This is a genomic window from Pseudomonas sp. MAG733B (assembly GCF_036884845.1).
Classification (GTDB): domain Bacteria; phylum Pseudomonadota; class Gammaproteobacteria; order Pseudomonadales; family Pseudomonadaceae; genus Aquipseudomonas.
Window position 1 is genome coordinate 261,048 of record NZ_CP145732.1, and the last position, 18,702, is coordinate 279,749.

Genomic DNA, 18,702 nt, shown 5'->3' on the forward strand with positions numbered 1-18,702 from the left:
AGGTTCGAGAAGGCCTTGAGTTGCTGCAAAAGAGGGGAATTTCGAGGCGGGATTACGGGGGTGACTCCGCCTTGAAAACGCAAAAGCCCCGCCCGGCGTGATGTCGGGCGGGGCTTTTTTTGCCTGGGTTACGCGAGCGCTATTACAACAGCGGGATCGAGTAGCTGACGATCAGGCGGTTTTCGTCCTGGGAACGGGTGTTCGGCAGGTCGGTGCGCCAGGTGGCGTTTTTCCACATCAGGCCGAGGTTCTTCAGTGCGCCGGACTGGACAACGTAACCCACGGTCAGGTCGCGTTCCCACTCGGAAGCACCGTTAGCGGCTTGGCGACCGGCAGCGTTCACCGTGTCGATGTCGTCGCCGTGCAGGTAAACCACACCTGCCGTGAGGCCAGGTACGCCGACCTTGGCAAAGTCAAAGGAGTAGCGTGCCTGCCAGGTTTTCTCGCCGGCACGACCGAACTTCTGGATTTGCGCGTCGGTGATGGTGTAGTTCGACGAACCGTCGCCCTGGTTCAGCCAAGGGAAGTCACTGCTGCCGTTGCTGACCTGATAACCGCCACCGAAGGTATGGCCGGCCACGGTGTACAGGAACAGGCCGCTGTACAGGTTGTTGTCGACTTTGCCTTTACCGTTAGGCGCGTTGTAGTTGCCGATGCTGTAGTACAGCGGATCGTGACCGTTGGCGCCGTCGTCGGAGCTGTTGAAGTAACGCAGATCGGACTTCAGTACGCCCGGGCCGATTGCCCAGTTATGAACCAGACCCAGGAAGTGCTGTTTGTAGAAGTCTTCCAGGTTGCCGTAGTAGTACTGGGCAGTCAGGTCCTTGGTGAGTTTGTAGTCACCACCGGCGTAGATGAACTTGTTGCTATTGATGGTGCGTGGGGAAGCACCGTTGATAGACATCTGTTCATTGTTGCTGGAGTTGCGGCCCTTGACGTGCTCGATCTGGCCACCCGTCAGAGTCAGGTCCTTGATCTCGCCGGAAGTGATCTGACCGCCTTCCCAGGTTTGCGGCAGCAGGCGACCGTCGTTGGTCACGATGACCGGCAGTTTCGGCTGCAAGGTACCCAGCTTCAGCTCAGTCTGGGAAATCTTGGCTTTGGCAGTCAGGCCCAGGCTGGAGAAGTTATCAACTGCTTCGCCATTGGATTTGCTTGGGAAAACAGTACCGCCGTAAGCAGCGGTGTTCGCTGCACCGTTGGTACCACCGCCCGAATCCAGTTTAACGCCCAACAGGCCGATCGCATCAATACCGAAGCCGACAGTGCCTTGGGTGTAACCGGAGATAAAACGCAGATCGAAGCCTTGGCCCCATTCTTCGTTCTTGTTCGGGACGTTGCCGGTGCCGTCACGATAGTCAGTGTTGATGTAGAAGTTGCGCAGCCCCAACGTTGCCTTGCTGTCTTCGATGAAACCGGCGGCGCTTGCTTGCTGCGCCAAAACCCCTACGGCCACAGCCAGGGCCAAGGTGGACTTGTTCATTTGTTTCGCTCCTATCGTTTTCTAATTCTTGTGCTGCTGGTCCTGGGTCGAATGCCCTGGATCCACAGACGCGCCGTTCGCGCCGGACCGTCTGAAGCGGTCATTTTTCGGGCGCGCAGAATACCTCTTCATAATCCTAAAAAGAATCATCAAGTCAGTTTTAATCGCATTGGGAAATAAGCCTCGACAGCACAGATCCGGGGTATCGGCGTGAAAGCCGATTCCTGAACTTTTTTGATCTTCGAGGGATTTGAAGCGGGGTCCGCGGCTTACGGTGCGTGTCGGACGGTCTTACTGTAATCGCTGGAGGAAAAAGCTAAAAAGAATAAAAAATACGCATCTACTATCATTATGGAATATTAAACACATCCCAAAAAAAACCTCACCAAGTGGTGAGGTTTTTTTGAAGGGGACGAACGCTATTACATGAAGCTGTAGGTGTAGTTGAAGATCAGACGGGTCTGGTCTTCATCGAGGGTGCTGGTGTTACCACGATACATACCGTGACGCAGTGTGGTGCCGAAACCTTTAAGTGGACCGGTTTGAATCACGTAGTCCACACGCAGGTCGGTCTCGCGCTCGTTCAGGTCATCACCCACGCCGTTGGTGGCCTTGATGTCCCGGCCGTACAGGTAAGCGGCCGAAGCTTTCAAGCCTGGCACACCCAACGAAGCGAAGTCATAGGAGTACTGACCGTACGTGGTGTTTTCACCAGCACGAATGAAGCTGCCCACGGTGGCATCGGTGAAGGAGTAGAAGCTTGCGCCGCCAGCACCTTCGTTGCGACCGTTGCCATCGACAACGTTACCCTGGTTCAGGAAAACAAAGCCGCCGTCATCGTTTACACGCTGGTGACCGAGCAGGAACGCGCTGCCGCCCAAGGTGTAAGTGAAGGTAGCGCTCCAGGTCTTGTTGTCGACCTCGCCCGCATTTTTGGCGTAACCGTTGTTGTTGTTGAACTGGTAGCCAGCAGTGCCGTTCTTGCCGTCAGAGCTGCTGTCGAAATAACGAATATCGGTCTTGAACGACTGGTTCGGCGCGATTGGGTAAACGTGCACCAGACCGAGGAAGTTCTGCTTGTAGTAGTCTTCCAGGTTCGCGAAGTAGTACTGCAGCATCAGGTCTTTGGTGATCTTCCAATCAGCACCGGCGTAGCGGAACTGGTTGCTGTCCTGAGTACCACCAGCCACGGCCAGGCCGGTGCTGTTGCTGGATGCGCGACCGGTCGCGTGCTCCAACTGACCCAGGTTGAAGGTCACGTTGTCGATTTCCTTCGAGGAGATGGTGCCACCCTCAAAGGTCTGTGGCAGCACGCGGCTGTCGTTCGCGATCAGGATCGGCATGTTTGGCTGAAGAGCGCCACCCACATGGGCCTCGGTCTTCGAGAAGCGTGCCTTGACGTTAGCCGCCGCACGGCTCCACGAGCTCTCTGCCGAACCATCGGAATCGCTAGGAGTGAAGGAGTTGTTATCCGGGTGATGGCCCTTGCCACCGTCCAGATGGATACCGACCAGCGCCTGGGCGTCGATACCGAAACCTACGACACCTTGGGTGAAGCCCGACTGGTAATCGAACTTCAGACCTTCAGCGGCCTCGCGCTGGCGGTTGGCAGGAGTGCTGGCGCCTTCACGCTTGTCGGAGTCGAAATAATAGGTACGCGAACTAACGGATGCCTTGCTGTCTTCGATGAAACCGGCGGCGCCTGCCTGCTGCGCCAACACCCCTACGGCCACGGCCAGAGCCAAGGTGGACTTGTTCATGGTGAAGCTCCTCTAGTCTCTAATTCTTGTAGTCCTGGTTCCGGGTCAAGTGCCTGGAATCCTAAGATGCGCGATTAGCGCCGGACGGTGACTCACAAGTCAATCGTAACTATGTGTGTCTACGACCATAGTCTAATCCCCAGTTTTTTGGTCCTTGCAGGTTCACGCGCTTGTCATAAACCTGAAAAGAATTGATTCATTCTTTTCTCATACCGTTTAGGAATTTCACTCACTGGTCCGGCTCAGAGCTGCCGACTCATAAGCTAATTCCTAAAGAGTATTTGTTAGCCTTTTTTTAGATCGATTAGTTTCTGAAGCAATTCGGAAACATATCCATCTCAAAAGGCCACTCCATGTCGACCAAACGCGCACTATCCAGATCAATTGTTACAGTTTGTGTGTCGCTGATTTATTCTCTATCGGCCCACGCGACGAGCCTCACGGTTGGCTACCAGACCGGTATCGACCCCAGCAAAGTCCCCCAGGCGGATGGCCTGTACGAAAAAACCATCGGCGAGAAAATCGACTGGCGACGCTTCAACAGCGGCCCGGAAGTGGTCACTGCCATTGCGTCCGGCGATGTGCAGATCGGCAACCTCGGCTCCAGCCCTTTGGCGGCAGCGGCTTCGCGTAACTTGCCGATTGTCGCGTTCATCGTCTCCGCCCAGATCAATGCGGCCGAAGCGCTGGTGGTGCGCAACGGCAGCGGCATCGAAAAACCGCAAGATCTGATCGGCAAGACCATCGCCACGCCGTTTGTATCAACTTCTCATTACAGTTTGCTGGGTGCGCTGAAGCATTGGGGCCTGGACGCGTCGAAAGTCAAAGTGGTGAACCTGCAACCGGCGGAAATCGCCGCCGCGTGGAAACGTGGCGACATTGATGGCGCGTTCGTCTGGTCCCCCGCGCTGGGGGAAATTCGCAAGACTGGCAAGACCTTGACCGACGCCGCGCAGGTCGGCCAATGGGGCGCGCCGACCTTCGAAGTCTGGGTGGCGCGCAAGGATTACGCCGAGAAGCATCCGGAGGTGATCGCCAAATTCGCCAAGGTCACCCTGGACTCATTCGCCGACTATGCGGCGCACAAGGACACTTGGACCGCCGATTCGGTACCTGTACAGAAAATCGCCAAATTGACCGGTGCCAACGCTGCCGATGTGCCGGAATTGCTGGCTGGTTCCGCGTTCCCGGATGCCAAGGCGCAACTGACCAGCGCACTGCTGGACGGCGGCACGGCCAAGGCGATTGGCGAGACGGCGAAGTTCTTGAAGGAACAGGGGAAGGTTGAGACGGTGCTGCCGGATTACTCGCCGTATGTCAGCGCGAAGTTTGTTTCTGAATAACCCCATATCCCTGTAGGAGCATGGCTTGCCCGCGATAGCGTCCTTGAGATCGCCATCGCGGGCAAGCCTTGCTCCTACAGAGGTCCGCCGTGATCAAAGGGCTTTTTCAAAGATCTTCGAATTACGCTGATAGTTGTACAGCGACGCCCGCGCCGACGGCAGGCGATCAACGCTGCTCGGCACGAAGCCACGCTCGCGAAACCAATGCGCCGTGCGGGTGGTGAGGACGAACAAGGTTTTCAGGCCCTGCGCCCGGGCACGGGTTTCGATACGCTCCAGCAACTCATCGCCACGACCTCCGTGGCGATACTCCGGGTTCACCGCCAGGCACGCCAGCTCCCCGGCATCCGAATCGGCAATCTGATACAGCGCCGCACAGGCGATGATCATGCCTTCGCGCTCGACTACGCTGAACTGCTCGATTTCACGCTCCAGCACTTCGCGGGAACGCCGTACCAGAATGCCCTGCTCTTCCAGCGGGCTGATCAAATCCAGCAATCCACCGACGTCTTCGATGGCCGCTTCGCGCACCACTTCGAACTGCTCTTGCGCTACCAACGTACCGCCACCGTCGCGGGTGAACAGTTCGGTCAGCAGTGCGCCGTCCTCGGCATAGCTGACGATATGGCTGCGCGCCACGCCGCCACGGCAAGCTTCGGCGGCGGCATCCAGCAGTTCTGCCTGATAGTTGCTGCCCAGACGCTGCAAATGCGCCGGCACCTGTTGCGGGCGCAACTCGCGCACCAGACGTCCGTTTTCGTCGATCAAGCCCAGGTCGGCGCCGAACAGCAGCAGCTTGTCCGCGCCCAGGTCGATGGCCGCGCGGGTGGCGACGTCTTCGCAGGCGAGGTTGAAGATTTCACCGGTCGGCGAGTAGCCCAATGGCGATAGCAGCACGATGGAGCGCTCGTCCAGCAAACGATTGATGCCTTTGCGGTCGACCCGGCGCACTTCGCCGGTGTGGTGGTAATCGACGCCTTCGAGCACGCCGATCGGCCGCGCCGTCACCAGATTGCCGCTGGCCACCCGCAGGCGCGAGCCCTGCATCGGCGAGGACGCCATGTCCATGGACAGACGCGCTTCAATGGCTATGCGCAACTGGCCGACCGCATCGATCACACACTCAAGCGTCGCGGCATCGGTGATGCGCATGCCGTGGTGGTAATGCGGGGTCAGGCCGCGCGCAGCGAGACGCGTTTCGATTTGCGGACGGGAGCCGTGAACCAGCACCAGCCGCACACCCAGGCTGTGCAACAGCACCAGGTCGTGGACGATATTGCCGAAGTTCGGATGTTCAACGCCGTCGCCGGGCAGCATGACGACAAAGGTGCAATCGCGGTGGGCGTTGATGTAAGGCGAAGCGTGACGAAGCCAATTGACGTATTCGGGCATGAACCTGGGCCTGTAATAAATAGCAGCCGAAAAAAGGGCGAAACAGAAAACGCACAGCGGGCTGATGGTTATCGTCGGAACAGGCTTGGCGACACGCGCGCTCTCCTCATGAATACGGGTTTGGACACTGGCAATTTAAACGGCTAGTCCGGCAAAGCACAAATCCTGTAGGAGCCGAGCTTGCTCGCGATGAGGCCGTCACAGGCACCATCGATGTCGCCTGGCCTGCCGCCATCGCGAGCAAGCTCAACTCCTACAAGGATTGCATTGCGGCCGGCGTCAGGCAGTAATGTTCAATCAACTGACGTAGTAGATGCACCGTAGGCTGCAAACGTGACATTTCAAGGTATTCCCCCGGCTGGTGGGCGCAGGCGATATCGCCCGGGCCGAGCACCAGTGTCTCGCAGCCAAGTTGCTGAAGATAAGGCGCTTCGGTGCCGAACGCCACCGCTTCGGCGCTATGGCCGGTCAGCTTTTCAGCGATGCGCACCAGTTCCGAGTCTGCTGCCTGCTCGAACGGCGGTACTTCGGGGAACAGCGGTGCGTAGTCGATCTTGACCTGATGCCGCTCGGCAACCGGCTTGAGTCTACCCAGGATCTCGGCACGCAGGGCTTTGGGGTCCATGCCCGGCAAAGGACGCAGATCAAACTCCAGCGAACACTGGCCGCAGATGCGGTTGGGGTTATCGCCGCCATGGATGCAGCCGAAATTCATCGTCGGCGTTGGCACACCGAACTGCATGTTGCGGAACTCACGTTGCCACAACAGGCGCAGGCCGCGCAGCTCGCCAATGGCGTCGTGCATGGCTTCGAGCGCGCTATGGCCCAGACGCGGGTCCGAGGAATGGCCGCTCTGCCCGAGGATGTCGATGCGCTCCATCATGATGCCTTTGTGCATGCGGATCGGCTTGAGCCCTGTCGGCTCGCCGATCACCGCCGCGCGTCCGAGCGGGCGACCCGCTGCGGCCAGTGCGCGGGCGCCGGACATTGAGCTTTCTTCATCACAAGTGGCAAGGATCAGCAGCGGTTGCTTGAACGGTTGGTCGAGCAGCGGTTTGACGGCTTCAATGGCCAGGGCGAAAAAACCCTTCATGTCGCAACTGCCCAACCCGACCCAACGACCATCGACTTCGGTCAGCTTCAAAGGATCGGTCTGCCACAGCGCACCATCGAACGGCACCGTGTCACTGTGCCCGGCCAGCACCAGACCACCGGGGCCGGAACCGAAAGTAGCCAGCAAGTTGAATTTGCCGGGGCTGACCTGCTGGATGTCGCAGGCGAAACCCAGATCGCCGAGCCAGGCCGCCAGCAGGTCGATCACCGGACGATTGGATTGATCGAGGCTTGCCTGGGTACAGCTGACGGACGGTGCAGCGATCAGTGCAGCGAACTGATCTTTCATGGACGGCAAAGGCATCGCTGGCTCCAACTCCCGAATTGAAGACCATCATAGAGCCATCCGGCGACAGGAATAAACCGTCGCGCGGCGGAGCAAGGTTGAGTCCTGTACACTGCACGACCTTGGCAGCCACACATTCCCCCGGCTGCGCTCCCGATCCTGGATTTTCCGGCCATGCAGAAAGAAACCGAAATCAAACTCCGCGTCAGCCGCGAAACCCTCGCCGCCCTGCGCGAGCACCCGTTACTGAAAAAACGCAACAAAAGTGGCTGGGAACGCCGTGAGTTGATGAACCAGTACTTCGACACCCCAGAGCGCGACCTGGCCCAAGCCAAAGTCGCCCTGCGCCTGCGCAAGGATGGCGAAGAAGTGATTCAGACCCTCAAGACCCGTGGTCAGAGTGTCGCCGGTCTGTCCGTGCGCAATGAGTACGACTGGAACCTGCCCAAAGCCAAGCTCGACCTGAAAAAACTCGACGGCGAATGCTGGCCCGAGGCACTGGCCGAGCTGGACAAGAAAACCCTGAAACCGATCTTCACCACCGATTTCGTCCGCGAGCGCGCCGAAATCGCCTGGGGCCGTGGCAAGACCAAAGTGGTCATCGAAGCCGCACTGGACCTGGGTCACGTCGTGGTCGGCAAGCAGAAAGAAGAAATCTGCGAGCTGGAACTGGAATTGCGCGAAGGCGAGCCCGCCGCGTTGCTGGAACTGGCCGCGGAACTGGCCGAGAAACTGGCCCTGATGCCGTGTGACATCAGCAAGGCCGAACGCGGCTATCGCCTGTATGACGCCAACAGCTACTCGTTGAGCCTGCCGGCGCCGCAACTCACCGCCGAAACCCCGCTGGACGACGCTTTCGCCGCACTATGCTGGCATCTGCTCGGCAGCAGCCAGCGTCTCGCCGAGCAGTATCGTTTCAATGGTCACTGGCGCCTGCTGCTGGACTGGGTGGAAAACCTCGCCGAACTGCGTGCCCTGGTCAGCAGCCTCGGTCAAGCCGCACCGCGTCAGTCGACCCACGATTTGCGTGTCGCCCTCGACGCCTTGCTGGAAGACTGGCGCCCGCTGGTCCAGGCCGGTCTGGACGATGAGGACGTGCGCAAAGCCGCGCCGGAACAGTTCCTCGAAGAACTCGAAGACCCGCGTTGGGGCCTGTTCTCGCTGAACACGTCGCGCTGGTTGCTGGCCCGCACCTGGACCGCCGAGCGCAACACCCGTGGCAATCGCCAGGGCGCTGCGCAACTGGGCAGCTGGTTGCCACGCCTGCTGGGCGAAGAAGCCACTTCGTTGCAACTGCAGCGTTACCAGCAACAGCCGGAAGACCTCGCTGAGCAATTGCCGCGCATCGAACGCATTCAGGCGTGGCTGCACCATGCGCGCAACGTGCTGGAGATCCCGGAAATGGATCGCCTGTATGGCGAACTGAACAAACTGGCGCAACTGGCCAACGAGCCGACGATCACTGATGAATTGCTGGATGCGCGTAAGCAGCAGGCGATTGCGGTTTATCAGAATCGTGCCTGGAAGATGCTGTTGCGCATGTAAGGACGCCTTCGCGAGCAAGCCCGCTCCCACAGTAGACCGGATTCCAATGTGGGAGCGGGCTTGCTCGCGAATAGGCCAGCACATTCACCGCAAGCATCAAACCGGCAAACTGGTAGTCGACTTGATCTCCGACAACGCCACAATCGAATTCACCTCCTGAATCCCCGGCACCATCGACAGCTTCTCGAAAAAGAAGCGCTCATAAGCCTCGATGTCCGCCGCGACGATCCGCAGCATGAAATCCACGGCCCCCATCAGCACATAACACTCCAGCACTTCGGGAAAACCGCGAATCGCTTCGGTGAATTCGGTGAAGTTCGAACGTCCGTGGGCGTTGAGTTTTACCTGCGCGAAGATCTGCGTGTTCAGGCCGATTTTCTTGCGGTCGAGCAACGTCACCTGGCCGCGAATGATTCCCTCCTCTTTCATCCGCTGAATCCGCCGCCAGCATGGCGACTGTGAAAGCCCCACCTGTTCGGCGATCTGCGCACTGGAGAGCGAAGCGTCCTCTTGCAGCAACGCCAGGATCTTGCGGTCGTAGCTGTCCAACTCGCTTTGCATAAGAAAACCTTAAATTGATGATCTGACGAATTGATCGATTCGAAGAAGCCGCAATACGGACCATCATAGATAAGAAATACCCCGTGCCGAATGTAAAAATTTCTCCAGTGATTTTGGAGAACGACCATGCCGCACCTGGAAGCCGTCAACACCCCACCCGCCCGCGCCGATGTCTGGCATGTCGGCAACGCCCATTGCTGCGTTCGCTACCAATTGTTGGCCGAAGCCGAACCGGATCTGCTGTGCCGTGCGCTCAATCTGTTCGCGTTGCAGTTTCTGACGCCGGAACAGGTGCAGGTGCAGCGCCAGGAAGACTTGCTGGCGATCGAGATTGTCATCGATGGTTTGAGCTGGCATCGCGCCCAGGTGATCGCGGAAAAACTTCGTAACCTGATCAGCGTCTGCTCGGTCGATCTGCAAACCGCTGACGCTGCCTGGGCTGAGGCCGCTCAGGCGGCGGGCTGAAAAAACTCGATACGGCTTCGTCGGGTAGTGGCCCAACGGTCTGTGGCGCCACGACTATCCTTTGCGCACTTGTTGTTCAAAAGGAGCCCGCATGTCCGTTCAATTCTCCATTCAGGACCGCTGGCTGGATCTCAATGATGTGCTGCGCGAGCTGGTTGCCCAAGGCTTTATCAGCCAGGATTCGGCCGAGCAGGCGCTCAATGCCCGCCGTCGCCACGCCGCTCATGGTCAGTTGCATCCACTGGAATTCATCGCCGGCCAGCAGCTGGACGACCTCAGCCGCCCCGGAAAACACCTCGACCTGGAAAACCTGACCCTGTGGCTGTCCCAACAGGCGGGCCAGCCTTACCTGCGTATCGACCCGTTGAAGATCAACGTCGCGGCCGTGACGCCGTTGATGTCCTACGCCTTCGCCCAGCGCCACAAGATCCTCGCCGTCTCCATCGACCGCGACGCCGTGACCGTCGCCAGCGCCCAGCCCTACGTCACCGGTTGGGAAGCCGACCTGACCCATGTGCTGAAGCTGCCGATCAAGCGCGTGGTGGCCAACCCGGTGGATATACAGCGCTTCAGCGTGGAATTCTTTCGTCTGGCCAAATCGGTCACCGGCGCGAACAACGCCGATCAGCAGGTCAACACCCTGGGCAACTTCGAACAGTTGCTCAACCTCGGCGCCAGCGACCAGGAACCGGACGCCAACGACGCGCACATCGTCAACATCGTCGACTGGCTGTTCCAGTACGCCTTTCAGCAACGCGCCAGCGATATCCACATCGAGCCCCGGCGCGAGCAAGGCACAGTGCGTTTTCGCATCGACGGCGTGCTGCACAACGTCTACCAATTCCCGCCGCAAGTGACCATGGCCATCGTCAGTCGCCTGAAAAGCCTAGGGCGGATGAACGTCGCGGAGAAGCGCAAACCCCAGGACGGTCGGGTGAAAACCAAGACCCCGGACGGCGGCGAAGTCGAGTTGCGCCTATCGACCTTGCCGACAGCCTTCGGCGAAAAAATGGTCATGCGGATTTTCGACCCCGAGGTGCTGCTCAAGGACTTCGATCAGCTGGGCTTCTCCGCCGACGACCTGCGACGCTGGCAGGACATGACCCGCCAGCCCAACGGCATCATTCTGGTCACTGGGCCCACCGGCTCCGGCAAGACCACCACGCTCTACACCACACTGAAGAAACTGGCGACGCCGGAGGTCAACCTCTGCACCATCGAAGATCCGATTGAAATGGTCGAACCGGCGTTCAACCAGATGCAGGTCCAGCACAACATCGACCTGACCTTCGCCGCCGGGGTACGCGCACTGATGCGGCAAGACCCGGACATCATCATGATCGGCGAGATCCGCGATCTGGAAACCGCCGAAATGGCGATTCAGGCCGCGCTCACCGGGCACCTGGTACTGTCGACGCTGCACACCAACGACGCACCCAGCGCCATCAGCCGTTTGCTGGAACTTGGCGTGCCGCATTACCTGATCAAGGCCACGGTACTCGGCGTCATGGCCCAGCGGTTGGTGCGTACCTTGTGCCCCCATTGCAAGGCGCCACAAACCTTGGGCGAAGAAGACTGGCAAACCCTGACCCGCCCCTGGCAAGCACCGCTGCCGGGCAACGCCCAACGCGCCATCGGTTGCGTGGAATGCCGCGATACCGGCTATCACGGCCGCGCAGGGGTCTACGAAATCATGCAATTGACCGACGGCCTCAAAGCCCTGATCAACCCCGACACCGATTTGCTGGCAGTGCGGCGGCAGGCGTTCAAGGAGGGCATGCGCAGCTTGCGATTGTCCGGGGCGCAGAAGGTCGCGGCCGGTTTGACCACTATCGAGGAGGTGTTGCGCGTTACGCCGCAGAGCGAGCAGAAGTAGCTGTGCGGTGATGGAACTCGATTGGGGAAATGGCGATCCAACGCCGTAGTTAAAACCCCCAGTGGAGTCACCCATCATGCGTTTCAAACTTGCTGTCGCTACCATCGCCTTGTTGTCCCTGCCTGTCGGTTCGGCGATGGCTGACAGCTTTTGGCGTAACGTCATCTCGTCCGGTGCAACCACCGGTTCGACCTACCTGACCTTCAAGGATCACAAGCTGATCGTCGCCGCCCAGGACGATGCCGGCAGTTTCGTCGCCAGTGACGGCGGCATCCGCGGCCCGTATCTGGAAGCCGCGATGCAGCAAGTCCGCGCCGACAACCCGGGCCTGCAGGCTACGGACATGGAACTGGCGAACGCGATTCTGGCGAAGAATGCCGTGGCTGCCGAGTAATCGATGCCGAAATGAAAATGCCGCTCATATGAGCGGCATTTTTTTTGCCCAACCTCCTTCTGTAGGAGCAAGGCTTGCCCGCGATGGCGATCTCAAGGGCGCTATCGCGGGCAAGCCTTGCTCCTACAAGAACGAGTACTGTCAGCGGTAATCATCCACCGGCACACACGCGCAAAACAGATTCCGGTCCCCGTAAACATTGTCCACCCGGTTCACCACCGGCCAATATTTGTGCGCCTTGGTGTGCGCATCCGGCGTCACCGCTTGCTCGATGCTGTAGGGCCGCTCCCAGATCCCAGTGATGTCGGCCAGCGTGTGCGGCGCACGTTTTAGCGGATTGTCCTCGGCCGACCAGTTGCCGTTCTGCACCTCGGTAATCTCCGCACGGATGCTCAGCATCGCGCCGATAAAACGGTCCAGCTCCGCCTTCGATTCACTTTCGGTGGGTTCGACCATCAACGTCCCCGGCACCGGAAACGACATGGTCGGCGCGTGGAAGCCGTAGTCCATCAGGCGCTTGGCAACGTCCTCTTCACTGATGCCGGTCAGCGCCTTCAATGGCCGCAGGTCGAGAATGCATTCATGGGCCACGCGTTCATTGCGCCCGGTGTAAAGCACCGGGAACGCCCCGGACAAATGGCGCGCCAGGTAATTCGCGGCGAGGATCGCCACTTCGCTGGCATCGGCCAACTGCGGCCCCATCATGGCGATGTACATCCAGCTGATGGGCAGAATACTCGCACTGCCCCACGGCGCCGCGCTGACCGCGCCGTTCTGCGCCAGCGGTCCGTCGATCGGCACCACCGGGTGATTGGCCACGAACGGCGCCAGATGCGCGCGCACGCCAATCGGCCCCATGCCCGGGCCGCCACCTCCATGGGGAATGCAGAAGGTTTTATGCAGGTTCATGTGCGACACGTCGGCGCCGATGTCCGCCGGCCGCGCCAGCCCGACCTGGGCATTGAGGTTCGCGCCGTCCATGTACACCTGGCCGCCGTGCTTGTGGATAACTTCGCAGATTTCGCTGATGCCTTCCTCGTACACGCCGTGGGTCGACGGATAAGTCGCCATGAGGCAGGAAAGTTTGTCCCCGGCGTCTGCAGCTTTTTCCTTCAAGTCATCCAGATCGACGTTGCCCGCTTCGTCGCACTCGACGATCACCACGCGCATCCCGGCCATCTGCGCCGAGGCCGGGTTGGTGCCGTGGGCCGACGACGGAATCAGGCAGACATCCCGCGCACCCTGCTGACGGCTCTCATGGTATTTGCGGATCGCCAGCAGCCCCGCGTATTCGCCTTGGGCGCCGGAGTTGGGCTGCATGCAGATCGCATCGAAACCGGTGATCGCGCAGAGCCAGCGCTCCAGCTCCTCGATCATCAATGAATAACCAACCGCCTGCTCCTTCGGCGCAAACGGATGCAGATTGGCGAATTGCGGCCAGGTAATCGGGATCATCTCGCTGGTGGCGTTGAGCTTCATGGTGCACGAGCCGAGCGGAATCATCGATTGATTGAGCGCCAGGTCCTTGTTTTCCAGTTGCTTGAGGTAGCGCAGCATCTCGGTTTCGCTGTGATGGGCGCTGAATACCGGATGGCGCAGATAAGGCGTGGTGCGTGCCAGCCCGGCGGGAATGCCGGGAGCCAGGGTTTCAGCGTCCAGTTCGTCAACGATGAGCCCATGATCGGCGCCGAGGAACACGTCGAACAGTTTCGCCACGGTGGATTCGTCGCAGCTCTCGTCGAGGCTGAGCCCCAAACGCCCACGGCCCAGGATGCGCAAGTTGATCTGCGCGGCCACGGCGCTTTCGATGATCGCGGTCTGGGTGCCGCCGACTTCCAGCGTCAGGGTGTCGAAGAAATGCTGGTTGAGACGGGTGATGCCCTTGCGCTCAAGGCCGGCGGCGAGGATGCAGGTCAGCCGATGCACGCGCTGGGCAATGCGCTTGAGCCCTTCGGGGCCATGGTAGACCGCGTAGAAACTGGCGATATTGGCCAGCAGCACCTGAGCCGTGCAAATGTTCGAGTTGGCCTTCTCGCGGCGAATATGTTGCTCGCGGGTTTGCAGCGCCATGCGCAGAGCGACATTGCCGCGGGCGTCTTTCGACACACCGATGATCCGCCCGGGAATCGCCCGCTTGTACTCGTCGCGACTGGCAAAAAACGCCGCGTGCGGCCCGCCGTAACCCATTGGCACGCCGAAACGCTGGGATGAACCGAATACCACGTCGGCACCCAACTCGCCGGGCGGCGTCAGCAATAGCAGGCTCAGCAAATCGGTGGCGACGCACGCCAGCGCCTGTTGGGCGTGCAGGTGATCAATCAGCGGACGCAGGTCGCGGATCTCGCCGTGGGTGTCGGGATATTGCAGCAACGCACCGAACACCTGGTGCTGCTTCAAGTTATCCACAGCGTCGATGATCAGCTCGAACCCGAAGCCTTCGGCGCGGGTCTGCACCACGGAAATGGTCTGCGGATGGCAGTTTTCATCGACGAAGAACAGATTGCTTTTCGACTTGGCGACCCGCTTGGCCAGTGCCATGGCTTCCGCCGCAGCGGTGGCTTCGTCCAGCAGCGAAGCGTTGGCCAGCTCCAGGCCGGTGAGGTCGATGGTCAATTGCTGAAAATTCAGCAGCGCTTCGAGCCGCCCTTGGGCGATTTCCGGTTGATAAGGTGTGTAGGCGGTGTACCAACCGGGATTCTCCAACACGTTGCGCAGGATCACGGCGGGCGTGAGGGTGCCGTGGTAGCCCATGCCGATCAGGCTGGTCCAGACCTGGTTCTGCTCGGCATAACCGCGCAACTTGGCCAGCGCCGCTTCTTCGTCCAATGCCGGCGGCAGATCGAGCGGCCGGTTCAGGCGAATGCCCGGTGGCACCGTCTGCTCGATCAGTTCAACCCGACTGCCCAGGCCCAGGCTGTCGAGCATCGCCTGTTGCTCGGCGGCATCCGGCCCGAGGTGGCGGCGAAGGAAGGCATTGGGGTCGCGTAACTGGCTCAGGGACGGCAACTGGGACATGACGGGCTCTCTCTTGACTGGCGCTCAACGTCGATGCAACACGGTCAAACCAGCATAGCAGCCGATGCCAACCGGAACCGGCGGGCACAAAAAAGCCCCGACGGGTCGGGGCTTTGGGGTGACGCTAATGGCTTATTCGCCGATGGCAGCCTTGTAACCGGCGGCATCGAGCAGCTTGTCCAGCTCAGCCTTGTCGCTTGGCTTGAGCTTGAAGATCCACGCGCCATAAGGGTCGGAGTTCAGCAGTTCCGGCGAGGCGCTCAGGTCTTCGTTGATCGCGATCACTTCACCGCTGATCGGAGCATAGATATCGGAAGCGGCTTTAACAGATTCCACCACACCGGATTGATCGCCGGCAGCGAAGGTTTTTCCAACTTCGGTCAGTTCGACAAACACCACATCACCCAGCGCTTCCTGCGCGTGATCGCTGATGCCCACGGTGACGGTGCCATCGGCTTCCAGACGTGCCCATTCGTGACTTTCGGCAAAACGCAGTTCGGCAGGGATATCGCTCATGTTCTGTGTCCTCAGGAAAATTGTCAGCGGTCCAAGCCCGCCGGAAAAGATTAGATCAAGGTTTTGCCATGGCGTACGAAGGTCGGTTTGACCACTCGGACCGGGTACCACTTGCCACGGATTTCCACTTCTGCGCGGTCGGCAGTTGCCATCGGCACGCGCGCCAGTGCAATCGACTTGCTAAGCGTAGGAGAGAAACTACCACTGGTGATCTCCCCTTCGCCAACATCGGCGATGCGGACCACCTGATGAGCGCGTAAAACACCGCGCTCCTCAAGGACCAGACCGACCAGTTTGTGCTGTACGCCACCGCTGCGTTCGGCTTCCAGCGCCTTGCGTCCGATGAACTGCCGGGTTGCCGGCTCCCAGGCGATGGTCCAGGCCATGTTGGAGGCCAGCGGTGAAACGTCTTGCTGGATGTCCTGACCGTAAAGGTTCATGCCGGCTTCGACGCGCAAGGTGTCCCGCGCGCCAAGGCCGATTGGGGAGATCCCGGCACCCACTAGATCGTTGAAGAAGCCGGGAGCCTGATCGGCCGGCAAGATGATTTCCAGCCCGTCTTCGCCGGTGTAACCGGTGCGTGCAATGAACCAGTCACCGTCAGGCTGGCCTTCAAAAGGTTTAAGCAGCTGAATCAGGTTGCCGCGAGACTGGTTGACCAGCTCGGCAATCTTGTGTCGGGCGTGGGGGCCCTGGATAGCCAGCATCGCCAACTCTGAACGTTCGCTGAGCTGCACGTCGAAACCGTCGAGATGGGCTTGCATCCAGGCCATGTCCTGGTCGCGGGTGGACGCGTTGACCACCAGGCGATAGCCCTCATCGAGTCGGTAGACGATCATGTCATCGACGATGCCGCCCTGCTCGTTGAGCATGGTGCTGTACAACGCACGGCCGGGGCTGTGCAGGCGTTCGACATCATTGGCCAGCAAATGCTGGAGCCAGGCCTTGGCCTGGGAGCCGCCGACGTCGATCACGGTCATGTGGGATACATCGAAAACACCGCAATCGCGGCGCACCTGGTGGTGTTCCTCGACCTGCGATCCGTAATGCAGAGGCATATCCCAACCGCCAAAATCGACCATCTTCGCGCCGAGGGCGAGATGAAGGTCATACAGAGGCGTACGCTGTCCCATGGGTTTCTCCTTCCGGGCGTGGCGAAGGTGCGGGCGAGTGCTTTATCGGGTGAAAGCGTTGAAACAAAAGGCTTTCAGCCGATTACTACTACCTTGTCTGTCAGACGGACCGCACCGAATGCCGCGCATTGTAGCCGCAAGGTGTAGGACTGACACCTAGCTGTTTCGATGCGCCGAACGTCGTATCAATCCGATGACTGGTAGCAGCCCAACCAAAACCAGGGTCAGCGCCGGCAAAGACGCCCTCGCCCACTCGCCTTCGCTGGTCATTTCGAAGATCCGCACGGCCAGCGTGTCCCAGCCAAACGGGCGCATCAGCAGGGTCGCGGGCATTTCCTTGAGCACATCGACGAACACCAGCAATGCCGCGCTCAACGATCCGGGCAGCAACAACGGCAGATACACTTTGAAAAACAGTCGCGGCCCACTGACACCCAAGCTACGTGCCGCTTCGGGCAAAGATGGCCGTATACGCGCCAGACTGCTTTCCAGTGGCCCATAGGCCACGGCGATGAAGCGCACCAGATAGGCCAACAACAACGCCGCCAGACTGCCGAGCAGCAGCGGCTTGCCGGCACCACCGAGCCAACCGGACAGCGGAATCACCAGTTCGCGGTCCAGATAACTGAACGCCAGCATGATCGACACCGCCAGCACCGAACCGGGCAAGGCGTAGCCAAGATTGGCCAGGCCGACACCGGCATTGATTCCCTGAGTCGGCGCCAAACGTCGGGCAAATGCGAGGATCAGGGCGACGCTGACGGTGATCAACGCCGCCATCGCGCCCAAGTACAAGGTGTGGACGATCAGGCCGGTGTAGCGCTCATCCAGATCCAGGCGCCCACGCTGCCAGAACCACACCACCAGTTGCAGCATCGGAATGACGAAGGCGCAGGCGAACACCAACCCGCACCATGCTGTGGCCAGAAGCGCTTTGAAGCCATGCAGGTGATACAACGCCTTGACCCGTGGCCGTTCGTTGCTTGCCCGGTTGGCGCCGCGGGCACGACACTCGCCGTACAGCACGACCATCACCACCAGCAGCAACAGGCTGGCCAGTTGTGCCGCGGTGGAGAGGCTGAAGAACCCGTACCAGGTCTTGTAGATCGCGGTGGTGAACGTGTCGAAGTTGAACACCGACACTGCGCCGAAATCCGCCAGGGTTTCCATCAACGCCAACGCCACGCCGGCGCCGATGGCGGGACGCGCCATCGGCATGGCCACCCGCCAGAACGCCTGCCATGGCGATTGCCCAAGCACCCGCGCGGCCTCCATCAGGCCTTTGCCCTGAGCCAGAAACGCCGTGCGCGCCAACAGATAAACGTAGGGATAGAACACCAGCACCAGAACCAGAATCACCCCGCCCGTGGAGCGCACCCGCGGCAAACGCAGCCCGGTGCCGAACCACTCGCGCAGCAGGGTTTGCACGGGACCTGCGAAATCCAGCAAACCGACAAAGACGAATGCCAACACGTAGGCCGGAATAGCGAAAGGCAGCATCAGCGCCCAGTCCAGCCAACGCCGTCCGGGGAATTCGCAGAGGCTGGTGAGCCAGGCCAGGCTGACACCAAGGACCGTCACGCCGAGGCCAACGCCGAGTACCAGTGTCAGGGTGTTGCCCAGCAGTCGCGGCATCTGCGTGTCCCAAAGGTGGGACCAGATCTGTTGATCGATGGTTTGCCAGGACAACAGCAAGACACTCAGGGGCAGCAGGACCAGCGCAGCGATGGCGAAGACCAGGGGATACCAGCGGCGTTGGGCGGGGTGGGCCAAGGAAAAGCTCTCGCGAAATCTTGAAGTGTAGAGAAACGCAAAAAAGA

14 protein-coding genes are annotated in these 18,702 nt (G+C 60.0%); 5 read left to right on the top strand and 9 right to left on the bottom strand.

The genetic code is table 11. The features are described 5' to 3' along the window. Positions 1-142: 142 nt before the first annotated feature. Positions 143-1,483 carry an OprD family porin gene (locus V6Z53_RS01190; protein ID WP_338583763.1) on the bottom strand — a complete coding sequence of 447 codons (1,341 nt, stop codon included), beginning with the start codon at positions 1,481-1,483 and terminating at the stop codon, positions 143-145. Between the two features lie 422 nt (positions 1,484-1,905). Beyond that, on the bottom strand, positions 1,906-3,243 hold the full coding sequence (locus tag V6Z53_RS01195) for an OprD family outer membrane porin (RefSeq protein ID WP_338583764.1): 1,338 nt from the start codon (positions 3,241-3,243) through the stop codon (positions 1,906-1,908). Between the two features lie 353 nt (positions 3,244-3,596). Between V6Z53_RS01195 and tauA the strand changes: the two genes are divergently transcribed. Next, the gene (gene tauA, locus V6Z53_RS01200) at positions 3,597-4,586 is read left to right on the top strand and encodes a taurine ABC transporter substrate-binding protein (protein WP_338583765.1); all 990 of its coding nucleotides are present in this window, start codon (positions 3,597-3,599) and stop codon (positions 4,584-4,586) included. 93 nt (positions 4,587-4,679) lie between these two features. On the opposite strand, the gene argA is transcribed toward tauA, so the two are convergent. Both argA and argE read right to left on the bottom strand, forming a co-directional pair. After that, on the bottom strand, positions 4,680-5,978 hold the full coding sequence (gene argA, locus V6Z53_RS01205) for an amino-acid N-acetyltransferase (RefSeq protein WP_075946396.1): 1,299 nt from the start codon (positions 5,976-5,978) through the stop codon (positions 4,680-4,682). A gap of 253 nt (positions 5,979-6,231) precedes the next feature. Next, a complete protein-coding gene (argE, locus tag V6Z53_RS01210) occupies positions 6,232-7,395 on the bottom strand; it encodes an acetylornithine deacetylase (RefSeq protein WP_338583766.1) in 1,164 nt (387 codons plus the stop codon). A 156-nt stretch (positions 7,396-7,551) separates the two neighbouring features. Between argE and V6Z53_RS01215 the strand changes: the two genes are divergently transcribed. Beyond that, positions 7,552-8,922 (top strand): CYTH domain-containing protein, encoded by a 1,371-nt coding sequence (locus V6Z53_RS01215; protein WP_338583767.1) that lies wholly within the window; start codon positions 7,552-7,554, stop codon positions 8,920-8,922. A gap of 96 nt (positions 8,923-9,018) precedes the next feature. Here the strand turns inward: V6Z53_RS01215 and V6Z53_RS01220 are convergent, their stop codons facing one another. Then, complete coding sequence (locus V6Z53_RS01220) at positions 9,019-9,483, bottom strand: Lrp/AsnC family transcriptional regulator (RefSeq protein WP_338583768.1); 465 nt, start codon at positions 9,481-9,483, stop codon at positions 9,019-9,021. A gap of 126 nt (positions 9,484-9,609) precedes the next feature. Between V6Z53_RS01220 and V6Z53_RS01225 the strand changes: the two genes are divergently transcribed. The 3 genes from V6Z53_RS01225 (at position 9,610) to V6Z53_RS01235 (ending at position 12,218) form a co-directional block, all read left to right on the top strand. After that, positions 9,610-9,948 carry a hypothetical protein gene (locus tag V6Z53_RS01225; RefSeq protein WP_338583769.1) on the top strand — a complete coding sequence of 113 codons (339 nt, stop codon included), beginning with the start codon at positions 9,610-9,612 and terminating at the stop codon, positions 9,946-9,948. Between the two features lie 91 nt (positions 9,949-10,039). Then, positions 10,040-11,824 (top strand): ATPase, T2SS/T4P/T4SS family, encoded by a 1,785-nt coding sequence (locus tag V6Z53_RS01230; protein ID WP_338583771.1) that lies wholly within the window; start codon positions 10,040-10,042, stop codon positions 11,822-11,824. Between the two features lie 73 nt (positions 11,825-11,897). Further along, positions 11,898-12,218 carry a DUF2388 domain-containing protein gene (locus tag V6Z53_RS01235; RefSeq protein ID WP_338586429.1) on the top strand — a complete coding sequence of 107 codons (321 nt, stop codon included), beginning with the start codon at positions 11,898-11,900 and terminating at the stop codon, positions 12,216-12,218. Between the two features lie 141 nt (positions 12,219-12,359). On the opposite strand, the gene gcvP is transcribed toward V6Z53_RS01235, so the two are convergent. The 4 genes from gcvP to V6Z53_RS01255 form a co-directional block, all read right to left on the bottom strand. Then, a complete protein-coding gene (gene gcvP / locus V6Z53_RS01240) occupies positions 12,360-15,233 on the bottom strand; it encodes an aminomethyl-transferring glycine dehydrogenase (protein WP_338583772.1) in 2,874 nt (957 codons plus the stop codon). A gap of 132 nt (positions 15,234-15,365) precedes the next feature. Beyond that, positions 15,366-15,749, bottom strand: a complete 384-nt coding sequence (gcvH, locus tag V6Z53_RS01245) for a glycine cleavage system protein GcvH (RefSeq protein ID WP_338583773.1) — start codon at positions 15,747-15,749, stop codon at positions 15,366-15,368. Between the two features lie 50 nt (positions 15,750-15,799). After that, positions 15,800-16,882: a glycine cleavage system aminomethyltransferase GcvT gene (gcvT, locus tag V6Z53_RS01250; RefSeq protein ID WP_338583774.1), complete on the bottom strand. Its 1,083-nt coding sequence runs from the start codon at positions 16,880-16,882 to the stop codon at positions 15,800-15,802. A 156-nt stretch (positions 16,883-17,038) separates the two neighbouring features. Continuing rightward, positions 17,039-18,655, bottom strand: a complete 1,617-nt coding sequence (locus V6Z53_RS01255; protein ID WP_338583775.1) for an iron ABC transporter permease — start codon at positions 18,653-18,655, stop codon at positions 17,039-17,041. Between the last annotated feature and the right edge of the window lie 47 nt (positions 18,656-18,702).

Excerpts from the sequence above, each read along its gene's own strand:
- V6Z53_RS01190 (WP_338583763.1), bottom strand. The coding sequence starts at position 1,483 with ATGAACAAGTCCACCTTGGCCCTGGCTGTGGCCGTAGGGGTTTTGGCG.
- V6Z53_RS01195 (WP_338583764.1), bottom strand. The coding sequence starts at position 3,243 with ATGAACAAGTCCACCTTGGCTCTGGCCGTGGCCGTAGGGGTGTTGGCG.
- tauA (WP_338583765.1), top strand. The coding sequence starts at position 3,597 with ATGTCGACCAAACGCGCACTATCCAGATCAATTGTTACAGTTTGTGTG.
- argA (WP_075946396.1), bottom strand. The coding sequence starts at position 5,978 with ATGCCCGAATACGTCAATTGGCTTCGTCACGCTTCGCCTTACATCAAC.
- argE (WP_338583766.1), bottom strand. The coding sequence starts at position 7,395 with ATGCCTTTGCCGTCCATGAAAGATCAGTTCGCTGCACTGATCGCTGCA.
- V6Z53_RS01215 (WP_338583767.1), top strand. The coding sequence starts at position 7,552 with ATGCAGAAAGAAACCGAAATCAAACTCCGCGTCAGCCGCGAAACCCTC.
- V6Z53_RS01220 (WP_338583768.1), bottom strand. The coding sequence starts at position 9,483 with ATGCAAAGCGAGTTGGACAGCTACGACCGCAAGATCCTGGCGTTGCTG.
- V6Z53_RS01225 (WP_338583769.1), top strand. The coding sequence starts at position 9,610 with ATGCCGCACCTGGAAGCCGTCAACACCCCACCCGCCCGCGCCGATGTC.
- V6Z53_RS01230 (WP_338583771.1), top strand. The coding sequence starts at position 10,040 with ATGTCCGTTCAATTCTCCATTCAGGACCGCTGGCTGGATCTCAATGAT.
- gcvP (WP_338583772.1), bottom strand. The coding sequence starts at position 15,233 with ATGTCCCAGTTGCCGTCCCTGAGCCAGTTACGCGACCCCAATGCCTTC.
- gcvH (WP_338583773.1), bottom strand. The coding sequence starts at position 15,749 with ATGAGCGATATCCCTGCCGAACTGCGTTTTGCCGAAAGTCACGAATGG.
- gcvT (WP_338583774.1), bottom strand. The coding sequence starts at position 16,882 with ATGGGACAGCGTACGCCTCTGTATGACCTTCATCTCGCCCTCGGCGCG.